The sequence below is a fragment of the Streptomyces fuscigenes genome, from assembly GCF_021556455.1.
Taxonomy (GTDB): Bacteria; Actinomycetota; Actinomycetes; order Streptomycetales; family Streptomycetaceae; genus Streptomyces; species Streptomyces fuscigenes.
The window spans coordinates 1-7,897 of record NZ_JAKGCV010000262.1 but is presented as its reverse complement, the minus strand read 5'-3'; the positions used below and the strand labels follow the sequence as shown (position 1 = coordinate 7,897).

Here is a 7,897-nt window from a genome sequence, read left to right as displayed (position 1 = left end):
GGGCGGGCCGCGTCCCACGGCCACCTTCGTCGAACAGCTCACCGAGTGGGCGGGCGAGAAGAGCGGCTGGTTCGACGAGTTCGTCGCCGAGGCGCCCGAACCCCGGGCCGAGGAGCTGGCGGCCGCGCACGACCAGCGTCGGGCAGCTCACCTGCGCGAGCTCGTCCCAATGTGCGTCGAGCACCCAGGTCTCCCGCGTGCGGAGCATCTGGCGGCGGGAGAAGAGCGGACGCCAGCCGTCCTCACGGCGGGCCAGCATCTCCGCGTGGAAGTCGCCGCGCGCGGCGATCCGGCCGCCGCCGAGCCAGGGGTCCTCCTCCGCGAACCACCGGCGCGCCTCGCCGAGCGACTCGAACGGCACCGGCCAGGTGCGGAACCACTCCTCCCACGCCTGCTGCGAGGCGGCACCCAGCGCCGACGCCCGCATGTCGAAGATCACCAGCGCGCGCACCAGGTCGGGGCGGCGCGCGGCGAGCTGCCAGGCCGTCAGCGCGCCCATGGCGTGGCCGACGAGCGTCACCGGGCCGAGCCCCATGCTCTCGACGACCGCCTCGGCGTCCGCGACGTAGGCCTCGCGGGTGAGCAGCCCGTCGGCGGGGCGCTCGCTGAGGCCGTGGCCCCGCTGGTCGTAGGCGACCACGCGGTGCCGCTCGGACAGCCAGCGGGCGGTGCCGTCCCAGTGGGAGGCGCGCCCCATCAGCCCGTGCAGCAGCAGGACTCCGGGCTCGGGGGCGCGTGCGCCCGCCCGGCGGCCCGCCGGGCTCCCGTCGCCGCCTCGGCGCGCGTACTCCCACGCCGCGAGGCGTACCCCGTCGGCGCCGATCACATCGGTGCGCCGCACCCGGTGCTCCGTGTCGTGCTCCGGCATGTGTCCTGGCACCCCCCTCGGTCCAGAGTGGTCGAATCCCCGGTCGTGCGTGGTCCCGCTCTCCCCGTTGGTCCCACGGGTCCCGCCGGTCCCACTGGGCCCCGCCGATCCCGTGTCCCCGTACGGCGCCGCCGTCCGCCGTTCAGGTCGGTCGGCACCGCGTCCTCGCCGTGCGGCTGGGCGACCCCGCCCCGCGACCGGTCGCACATCCGTCGAACCCTTGTCGGTTCCGGCTGGATCTTATCGAACTACTATTCGAACACGCCTCTTCTCAGCCCAACATCGCTCATTCGAGTGACCACCCCCCAGGATTGACCGCCCCGGTCCAGGGGAGATCTTTCAGCGGGAGGCGGACCGCTCGGGGATGACGGTCCGAGGGGATTGACCCTGGGAGCTCGGGGCTCCGGGTCAGCGAAGGGGAGGACAGGCCCCGGTGCCGAGAGGCACCGGGGCCGTCGTCCGTCCACGACCCCCCGGAGCGCCCGCCACGGCCGGCCGGTCCCTCCACGTCGGATCGTACGGGCCGCACCGTAGGAATCCCGTCGGATCGCAGGGCCTGCTTCGCGACGATCGGATCGCGCGTACGCATCGCGCAGTACAACCCTGAGCGCGCGGTCCGGGTGCCGCGCCGGGACCGCCCGCGACCACCACCGCGACCATCCGCGTCGGAGCCGCGTCCGCGTCCCGCCATGGGGACGGGAGCCCGCGGGCGGGGGGCGGGGCCGGCCGCGCCGCGCTCAGCGCTTGGCGACGAACACGTGGGACGCGACCTCGGTCCCCAGCTCCGCGGCCTCGCCGCTGCTGCCGACGAGCACGCCCGCCGGGGACTCCGTGACGCTCACCACGGATCCGGGCTGCACGCCCGCGCGCCGCAGCGTGTACATGAGCTGGGCGTCGGTCTGGATCGGCTCGCCGATGCGCCGCACGACCACGGTCTTGCCCTCCCCGCCCGCGTCCAGGTCCGCGAGGCTCACCAGCCCGGCGTCGAGGAAGGGGTCGACCGTGGAGACCTCGCCGAGTTCGTCGAGGCCGGGGATCGGGTTGCCGTAGGGGGACTCCGTGGGGTGGCGCAGCAGGTCGAGCACGCGGCGCTCGACGGCCTCGCTCATCACGTGCTCCCAGCGGCAGGCCTCCGCGTGCACCTGCTCCCACTCCAGGCCGATCACGTCGACGAGCAGGCACTCGGCGAGCCGGTGCTTGCGCATGACGCGCGTGGCCAGCATCCGGCCCTCGTCGGTCAGCTCCAGGTGCCGGTCGCCCGCGACCTGCACCAGGCCGTCGCGCTCCATCCGGGCGACGGTCTGGCTGACCGTCGGGCCGCTCTGGTCCAGCCGCTCGGCGATCCGGGCGCGCATGGGGACCACACCTTCCTCCTCCAGCTCGAGGATGGTGCGGAGATACATCTCCGTGGTGTCGATCAGTCCGGACATACGTGCCCCTTGTGGAATCGTTGCGGCCCTGACTTCAATTCTGACGCATCCCACCGACAACCGTGCCGTGCCGGTCCAGCCTCTGAAGACTGGGCGAACAGAACGCACGCGTCCGGTCACCGGGGCCCGGCCGGCGCGGGACCCCGGGCGGGGTTCCGCGCGGGCCGGGCCCAGCGGTGGCCCGTCCTGCCGTCAGTAGTGGATCGCGCCCCGTGCGCCCCCGGAGGGGACGAGCGGATCGCCGTTCAGCGCGGCGCTGAGCGGGCTCGCGAGGAACGCGACGACGGCCGCGACCTCGTCGGGTTCCACGATCCGGCCGATGGAGACGGAGGCCGCGAGCTCCCGTTCCACCTGCTCGACGCCGACGCCGCGGTCGGCCGCGCGGCGGGCGATCGCGTCGATCTGCGTCTCGGTACGCGTCATACCAGGATGCACCACCGTCACGTTCACCCCCTGCGGCCCGAGCTCGTCGGCGAGGTTCTTGGTCATGGCCGCCACCGCGACGTTGCGCACGGACCCGACGACCGACCCGCTCAGCCGCGCCGCGAGCCCGGCGATGTTGATGATCCGGCCCCAGCCGTGCTCGGTCATCGCGGGCGCGAGGGCGCGCGTGGTGCGCAGGTAGCCGCGGACCTTGACGTTGATCTGCGCCTCCAGCTCGTCCTCGGGGAACGCGCCGGGGCTCGCGGTGGCCGCGTTGTTCACCAGGATGTCCACGTCCCCGCCGAGCAGCTGCCGCGCGTCGGCGGCCATCGCGGCGACGGCCTCGTCGTCACCCGTGTCGGCGGCGATCCCGACGACGAGCCCGCCCGTCTCGGCGGAGACCGCAGCGGCGGCCTCCTTCACGGCGACCTCGTTCCTGGCCACCAGCGCCACCGCGGCCCCCTCCCGGGCGAGCAGGCGCCCCACCGCGAGGCCTATGCCCCGGCTCCCCCCGGTCACGAGCGCGCGCCGGCCGGCCAGCTGAAGATCCATCGTGGGGACTCCCGTCGCCATGCATCACTTGGTCACTTCACGGGACCTCGCGGCGTGCGCGCGCGAGATCCCGCCGGTACGGCAACGCGCGGCGCCCGCCCGCCGATGCCGCGCGGGGCCCCGGGGCACGCGAGCGTGACGAAGGTCTCCTCCGCAGGCCGCCCGCGTCCACATAATCGACGCATGGGAAAGAGCTACGAACGTCTGGACGGCAGGCTGCGCTCCTTCATCGAGGCGCAGCACATCTTCTTCACGGCGACGGCTCCACTCGACGGCGAGGGGACCGTCAACCTCTCCCCGAAGGGCCTGGACGGCTCCTTCGCCGTGCTCGACGAGCACACGGTGGCCTACCTCGACTTCGCGGGCAGCAACGCCGAGACCATCGCCCACCTCCGCGAGAACGGCCGCATCACGCTGATGTGGTGCGCCTTCGACGGCCCGCCGAACATCGTGCGCGTCCACGGCCGCGGCGAGCCCGTCTTCCGCGACGACCCGCGCTGGAGCGGGCTGCTGCAACACTTCCCGGACATCGACCCGGTCCCGCACGGCCTGCGTGCGATCATCGTCGTCACCGCGGAGAAGATCCGCGACACCTGCGGCTACGCCGTGCCGTTCATGACGTACGACGAGGACCGGACGCTGCACGCCTCACGCTTCGCCCGCGAGACGGACGAGTCGCTGGACGCATACTTCCACAAGAAGGAGCACGTGGAGAGCAGCATCGACGGCCTGCCGGGCCTCCCCCTGCCGCTGCCGCCGCTGCCCCCGCTGGTGCCGACCGACTGAATCCGCCGCCGGACCCGGGCGGGGCGGCCCGGGTCCGGAGCGGCCGGCCGGGCGCCCCCGCCGGGGATCAGCTCCGCACGAGGCCGACGAAGCTGCGCCACGCGGCCGGCTCCACGGTCAGCACGGGCCCGCTCGTCCGCTTGGAGTCGCGCACGTGCACGGCGGAGGCGGTGTCGCAGGCGGCGACCTCGACGCACTGGCCGCCCTCACTACCGCTGTAACTGCTCTTGGTCCAGGCGACCTCGACGCACTGGCCGCCCTCACCGCTGCTGTAACTGCTCTTGAACCAGGCCAGCTTGGTCATGCCTCTCCCAGAAGAGTCTCGACGAAGGCCAGCGACTCACGCGGAGTGAGCGCCTGCGACCGCAGGATCCCATATCGTGCGGCGAAGTCCTGGGTCTTCGACGGCTCGCTGTACAGGTGACTGGAGGTCTGCACCTCGGCGTACGCGAAGCGCTCGCCCCTGGCTGTTTCTACGGTCGTGAAGGGCCCACCCAACGCGGCGTGGTCCTCGCGGTCGAGAGGCATCACTTGCACGTCCACATTGCGGTTGCCCGCCAGGATCAAGATCTGCTCCAGTTGAGTGCGCATGACGCTGCGTCCTCCGATCGGCCGCCTCAGCACTGGCTCCTCCAAGATGAAACTCATGAGCGGCGCCGGAAAACGCTCGTAGATCTCCTGCCGCGCCATTCGTGCACACAGACGCTGTTCGATCACTTCCTCCGACAGCAGCGGGCGTTGCTGCTGGAAGACAGCATGTGCGTAGTCGCGCGACTGCAGGAGACCAGGAACAACAAGCGTGGCGTACTCGCACAGATGACTTGCCTTGGCCTCCAACACCGCCATGTCCCGGAAGAACGCCGGGTACTGCGCCTTCGCGACCTCCTCCTTCAGAGCCACCAGCAGACCGCCCGCGCCGAGCACCTCGTCCGCCTTGTCGATGGCGGCCGGGGTCGGGATGCGCCGGCCCTGCTCGAACGACGCGATGCTGGACGGCGAGTAGCCGACGAGCTTGCCGAGTCCCTCGCGCTCCAGGCCGGCCCGCTGCCGTAACAGCTTGAGCTGCCTGCCGAACGCGGCGACCACACCGCCGACATCACCCGCCTCGCCCGTCCCGGCCGCCGCGTCCGGGCGCTCGTCGGGTGTCGTGAAGTCCTCGTCCAGTGTGTCCACAGCCGTTCACTCCGCTCACTCGGCATGCCTCGTACCCGTGCCGCGGACACACCTACAACGCCCCCGTGTCAGCGCGTCACCACTGGTCACGCTACGCCACCGGCGGGACGGTGGGGGGCGTGATGAAAGAACACGCAAAAACGGAGGAAGCGGCGGCAGGGCGGGAGTTCGCCATGCGCTTCAGCTCGACGCCCCGGGGCGCGCGGCTGGCCCGGCGGCTGGCGGCGCACCGGCTCGACGCGTGGGGCCTGCCGTACGACTCGGCCGCGAACGAGACCGTCGTCGCCGTGGTCGGGGAGCTTGCCGCGAACGCGGTGACCCACGGGCGGGTGCCGGGCCGGGACTTCCACCTGCTGCTGCGCCTGGCCCGGGGCGTGGTGCGGGTCGAGGTGGGCGACACGCGGACCGAACGCGTCCCGGAGCCGCGTGAGGTGGGGGCGGCCGACCCGCTTGCCGAGTCCGGGCGCGGGCTCGCGATCGTGGAGGGCCTTGCGGACCGGTGGGGTTGGCACCCCCGTCCGGGCGCGCCCGGCAAGACGGTGTGGGCGGAGTGCGCCGTCGGGCCGCCCGGCGGCGGATGAGCCGGGAAGCCCCGGGGGGCTTCGGCGCGGTCGGGGAACGTCCTCGGGGGTGTGAGCGCGCATGGTCCTGTGCGGCTGCGAGCGCGTTCGACCCGGGACTCCCGGATCCGAGCCGAGAGCTTCGACCGGCACTTCGCCGTCAGCACCCGCGCCCCGTGGCGGCCGGCCGTCCTCTCGCGCGACGGCCGCGGTGGCGGAACCGCGGGTCAGCGCAGCACACGGTCCCCGGGCAGCTTGCGCGTCGACTCGCGCAGCAGGGTTCGCAGGCGGTCGGCCGGGAGCGGGGCCCCCGCGTCCACGGGGCGCGCGCTCCGCACCGTCCCGCCGGAGCGCAGTTCCTCGCCCAACTCCACAAGGGAGCGCGCGAACGCTTCGGGATCGCTGAAATACGGCATGACGTAAGGCGTGGTCTCCGGTTCGAAGCGCCAGCCCTCCGCCAGGGGGCCGGCGTCGACCGTGTCGAAGCCCAGCCTGTCGATGAGCGCGGCGGCTCGGGCCTTGGCCTCGGGCGAATCACCGGCGATCGGCAGGGCGGAGCGGCCCGCGGCGCCGGACGGCCGGGCGAGGGCGGTGAGGTGCTGCTCGCCGACATTGCTGAACGCCTTGACGAGGTGGGCGCCGCGTATCTGGGCTTGAACCAGCTCGCTCGAGGTGGTCCTGCCGGAGTCGAGCTCCTCGAAGTGCCCGTCCCGGAAGGGGTAGTAGTTGGTCGTGTCGAGCACCACCTTCCCCGCCAGACCCGCGGCGGGAAGCTGCCGGTAGGCGGCGAGGGGGATGCTCGCCACCACCCAGTCGCCCGCCTCCGCCGCCTCCTCGGGTGTGGCCGCTCGGGCGCGGGCGCCCAGGGCCGCGACCTTCTCCGCCAGGCTCGCCGGCCCCCGCGAATTGGACATCACGACGTCGATGCCTGCCGCGACGGCGAGCCGCGCCAGGCGCGAGCCGATGTTGCCGCTCCCGATGAAACCGAGTGTGGACATGACGGGACTCTCCTCGTGCGACGGGCCCGTGCCCGCGGGAGGACCACGGACGCAGGACGTACCAGCGCACCCGCCCCAACCGGAGCAGGCGCTCCGGTAAAACGTAACACAAGCGGAGCGGTTGCTCCGTTTGATCGCTCGCTTGTATCGTTGCCTCCGTGCCCGCAGTCGATCCGCCCACCCCTCACGCGAGACGTCGTCTCCGGGCGGACGCGGAGCGCAACCGCGAGGCGATCATCCGAGCGGCGGGCACCGTCTTCGCGGAGCAGGGCGGCGGGGTGGACGTGCGCGAGATCGCCCGGCGCAGCGGCGTGGGCATGGGAACCCTCTATCGCCACTTTCCGACCAAGGGCGACCTGCTCACCACGGTCTTGGAACAGGAGTTCATCTCCTGGATCACCGCGGCCGAAGAGGCCTCCGCAGCCATCGCGGACCCCTGGCAGGCCCTGACCGTCTTCTTCGAGCAGTCCCTGGCCCACCTCGCCCGCAATCGCGCCCTCGTCGAGGGGTGTGCGGACGTCACGGGCCCGTTCCCGCAGTGCGCCCGGCGCCGGATCGACGTCATGAACAGCCTGCGCCTGCGGTGCCAGGAAGCCGGACTCCTGCGCCCTGATGTGACCACCGACGACCTGGTCCTGCTCAGCATGTCGCTGAGCCAGGCCGTACAGGCCGCCGGCTCCACCGCCCCCTGGCGGCGCCTGCTCCAGATCTCCCTCGACGGCCTCAGCAGCCGAAACGGGGACCCGCTGCCCGATTACGGGCCCGCGGCCGAGACTTCCGACGCCCAGGGCCCTCCAGGCCGTGTTCGACCACCGGTCCCGTGACGGGACGTGGTGAGGCGACGGCCGGCGCGTACGGGCGGACGGAGCCGCTGCCTCACCGGGCCGATGGGTGGGGGCCGCCGTGGCGGGATCATCGCCCGGCGGTCGGCGGGGCGCCGCTGCGGCCGCGTGGCGGCGGCCACGACAGGCCGAAAGGCACCGTGCCGGCGGGATGGACGGAGGTCCGCGCCCTCGGCGACGAGCCCCACGCGCCTCACTGGTTCGAGCGGGCACTGCGCGGCGAGCGGGACGCGACGGCCGGGGCCCCCGGGGTGGCGCACGAGGC

The 7,897-nt window shown here is 72.9% G+C and carries 9 protein-coding genes; 3 read left to right on the top strand and 6 right to left on the bottom strand.

Annotated elements, in window-relative coordinates; translation table 11 throughout:
• From L1885_RS19385 to L1885_RS19375, 3 genes are all read right to left on the bottom strand, one after another.
• A partial coding sequence (locus tag L1885_RS19385) for an alpha/beta fold hydrolase (RefSeq protein WP_235798421.1) occupies positions 1-868 on the bottom strand: 868 nt, incomplete at its 3' end.
• A 737-nt stretch (positions 869-1,605) separates the two neighbouring features.
• Positions 1,606-2,298, bottom strand: a complete 693-nt coding sequence (locus tag L1885_RS19380; RefSeq protein WP_235798420.1) for an iron-dependent transcriptional repressor DtxR — start codon at positions 2,296-2,298, stop codon at positions 1,606-1,608.
• Between the two features lie 192 nt (positions 2,299-2,490).
• Positions 2,491-3,273 (bottom strand): SDR family NAD(P)-dependent oxidoreductase, encoded by a 783-nt coding sequence (locus L1885_RS19375; RefSeq protein ID WP_235798419.1) that lies wholly within the window; start codon positions 3,271-3,273, stop codon positions 2,491-2,493.
• Positions 3,274-3,456: 183 nt separating this feature from the next.
• Between L1885_RS19375 and L1885_RS19370 the strand changes: the two genes are divergently transcribed.
• On the top strand, positions 3,457-4,059 hold the full coding sequence (locus tag L1885_RS19370) for a pyridoxamine 5'-phosphate oxidase family protein (RefSeq protein WP_235798418.1): 603 nt from the start codon (positions 3,457-3,459) through the stop codon (positions 4,057-4,059).
• A gap of 67 nt (positions 4,060-4,126) precedes the next feature.
• Here the strand turns inward: L1885_RS19370 and L1885_RS19365 are convergent, their stop codons facing one another.
• Both L1885_RS19365 and L1885_RS19360 read right to left on the bottom strand, forming a co-directional pair.
• Entirely contained in the window at positions 4,127-4,363 is a 237-nt protein-coding gene (locus tag L1885_RS19365; RefSeq protein WP_235798417.1) for a DUF397 domain-containing protein, read from the bottom strand.
• On the bottom strand, positions 4,360-5,223 hold the full coding sequence (locus tag L1885_RS19360; protein WP_268984267.1) for a helix-turn-helix domain-containing protein: 864 nt from the start codon (positions 5,221-5,223) through the stop codon (positions 4,360-4,362). The genes L1885_RS19365 and L1885_RS19360 overlap by 4 nt, the downstream gene beginning before the upstream one ends.
• A gap of 74 nt (positions 5,224-5,297) precedes the next feature.
• On the opposite strand from L1885_RS19360, the gene L1885_RS19355 reads away from it, so the two are divergent.
• Entirely contained in the window at positions 5,298-5,813 is a 516-nt protein-coding gene (locus L1885_RS19355; RefSeq protein ID WP_308117352.1) for an ATP-binding protein, read from the top strand.
• A gap of 206 nt (positions 5,814-6,019) precedes the next feature.
• On the opposite strand, the gene L1885_RS19350 is transcribed toward L1885_RS19355, so the two are convergent.
• Positions 6,020-6,790, bottom strand: coding sequence for an NADPH-dependent F420 reductase (locus tag L1885_RS19350; protein WP_235798416.1), 771 nt, complete (start codon positions 6,788-6,790; stop codon positions 6,020-6,022).
• 158 nt (positions 6,791-6,948) lie between these two features.
• Between L1885_RS19350 and L1885_RS19345 the strand changes: the two genes are divergently transcribed.
• Positions 6,949-7,614, top strand: a complete 666-nt coding sequence (locus L1885_RS19345; protein WP_235798415.1) for a TetR/AcrR family transcriptional regulator — start codon at positions 6,949-6,951, stop codon at positions 7,612-7,614.
• Positions 7,615-7,897: the final 283 nt, after the last annotated feature.

Excerpts from the sequence above, each read along its gene's own strand:
- L1885_RS19380 (WP_235798420.1), bottom strand. The coding sequence starts at position 2,298 with ATGTCCGGACTGATCGACACCACGGAGATGTATCTCCGCACCATCCTC.
- L1885_RS19365 (WP_235798417.1), bottom strand. The coding sequence starts at position 4,363 with ATGACCAAGCTGGCCTGGTTCAAGAGCAGTTACAGCAGCGGTGAGGGC.
- L1885_RS19375 (WP_235798419.1), bottom strand. The coding sequence starts at position 3,273 with ATGGATCTTCAGCTGGCCGGCCGGCGCGCGCTCGTGACCGGGGGGAGC.
- L1885_RS19370 (WP_235798418.1), top strand. The coding sequence starts at position 3,457 with ATGGGAAAGAGCTACGAACGTCTGGACGGCAGGCTGCGCTCCTTCATC.
- L1885_RS19350 (WP_235798416.1), bottom strand. The coding sequence starts at position 6,790 with ATGTCCACACTCGGTTTCATCGGGAGCGGCAACATCGGCTCGCGCCTG.